General features: G+C 48.9%; 2 protein-coding genes and 1 pseudogene. All 3 read right to left on the bottom strand.

Annotation, left to right across the window (positions count from 1 at the left end; translation table 11 throughout):
• On the bottom strand, nucleotides 1–841 hold an 841-nt coding region (locus VB081_RS02640; RefSeq protein WP_323399303.1), incomplete at its 3' end, for a hypothetical protein.
• 238 nt (nucleotides 842–1,079) lie between these two features.
• Nucleotides 1,080–1,187: pseudogene (locus VB081_RS02635) on the bottom strand (DUF3852 family protein); the annotation flags it as partial.
• Nucleotides 1,188–1,289: 102 nt separating this feature from the next.
• Nucleotides 1,290–2,077: HNH endonuclease (locus VB081_RS02630; protein WP_323399302.1), on the bottom strand; the 788-nt coding region annotated here is incomplete at its 5' end.

Here is a 2,077-nt window from a genome sequence, read left to right as displayed (position 1 = left end):
TGAATATACCGGAAGACGCTAAGTCGCCAATATCCTGAAACTTCCCGCCCATGCTCAAATAGTCCGCTGCGTGAACAATTTCGCATGGAAGTACAACACTTTGACTGGCGTACAGGGCGCAGGCAATATGGTTGCCATATTGATGGTTTACCTTCCTGAATGCATCGCATATCTCCTGGACCATTTCGGCGGGCGCGACCTCAAAATCTTCATTGAGCTCATAGGAAATTCGCATCCACTCACCGATTTGTCCCTTTTCGCCCTGCAGCTCTCCTTCCAGGGCGGAGAGCAGGCGGATGCATTCGGGCATATCTGCCGCAAGGCGGGCTTTATTTGCGGATATCCGCCTCTGTTCCTCCAGCTTCATATCGTATTCATCGTGTTCGTCATTCTGGTCAGGCTGATAGCTTTCTGTACCACTCAGCCACTCGCTTTCCGTCAGCAGATGGTTATCTTCCGTTAAGTCCTCAAACCGTGGTTGATATCCATTGGTGGAAAAGCTCCAATCATCAACGGGCTGCGGGCGGATAATCAACGCGCCGGCATCGGTGTTCAACCATCCCCACTGATCAGGCCAACGTGCAATCGTGCTTTCTTCCGAAATACTGCCGGCGACACGCTTTTGAAGTTGATTTATCTCCTGCCGGGACAATTCTTCACCCATGTCGCATTCCACTTTCAGCCAGAGGCTGTTGTCTCTCCCGATGATTTCGCAATGGGCGTTGGTCAAATCGGGCTTAATGAGCTGCCCTCCGGCATCGTAATCCAGCCTCATGTTTCCGTTATTATAATTTTGGAGAGCCTGATCCAGCATTACCGCGTAGTCCTGCGGGTTTTTCACCAGCGCGGCCTCCCATGGCTCTCTGCTTTCGGATAGCTCATCATCCTGAGTGACCTCACTTACCGCCATGCCGGGAAACAGATGGACATCTACAGGGCATTAAAATGATATTTTGGTGCTGTGCTTTTTCATACTGAAAACTCCTTATATTGAGATGGCTTTGGTATTAAGAAGCACATGGAGGGGTATAGCATAGCCCCGCCATGTGCCATGTGGTTTCCAGTTACATTGGGTCAGGCTACATTCCGAGTATCGTCCAGATGTAGGCGGGTGCCGTCAAAGTAAAGACTAAACACGCAAACAAGATGGCAGGAGCGGCCCATTCAAATTGCCCGTGCTTCCTGTGGTGGCTAAGTGCCCAGCGCCTTGCCGCATTTCTGCGGTAGGTTTCCAAACACTCGCCTCAGAACCGTACTTACACCTCTCGATGTATACGGCTCGCCACTTGTTAATTCAGTTTCCCACTATGCAATTTTTTGTGACAGTCTACGCAGAGCGCCAGCGTCTTGCGGTTTCTCGCAATCATAAAGCGCTCCCAGTAGTTGATACCTTTCAGGTCTTTGAGCTTTCTGACATGGTGAATTTCAATCTCACAGTCAGTTTTGCCGCAAAGCTCGCATTGCCCTGCGGACAGCCTATCCATCAAACTTGTTTTGCTGGAGTATTTCACCGTATTGGGTATTTCATCGACAGTGGCTGTTTTCTGCATGGGCTTTCTTGCGAAGCCCTCATTGTAGAACAGTCGTGTCTTGCTTTTTCCCTTTTTATCGGTGAAACGCACTCCAAAATCTTTGCCGATACGAAGTCTGGACATCATTTTGCTCATGCTGGTACGATACTTTGTTGCAAAAGTCTTGAACATACTGTACTGCATGATATAGCCGAAAGAGCTGGCAAAAGCAGCATTGTTGGCGATGCGGTAGTAATTGCGAAAGCCACGAATTTCACTGTTATACTGGTCAAGAATTTCGAGGTCGTCGTTATCCTTGAGGTAGTAGCGGGCTTTCGCTTTCCAGTTGTCCTTGCCATAGACCGTTTTTTCTATGGTCATGGCACCATATTCCAGCAACTTTTTTCGCATGATTTCTGTCGGCATTTCCAAACATACCGTACCGCTGAGGCGACGGCAAAGCCGCCCTGTTTTATCTCTCTTGGTTGCAGTAGAACGACGCACGAAAATGTCATACCCTAAAAACCGTGCCTTTTTCTCGGAATGGGTTATCAGTGTCTTTTCGT

It is taken from the genome of Christensenella sp., assembly GCF_034927525.1.
In the GTDB taxonomy this organism is placed as follows: Bacteria; Bacillota; Clostridia; order Christensenellales; family Christensenellaceae; genus Christensenella.
The sequence above is the reverse complement of the archived record's forward strand: the minus strand, read 5'-3'. Positions and strand labels throughout refer to the sequence as shown.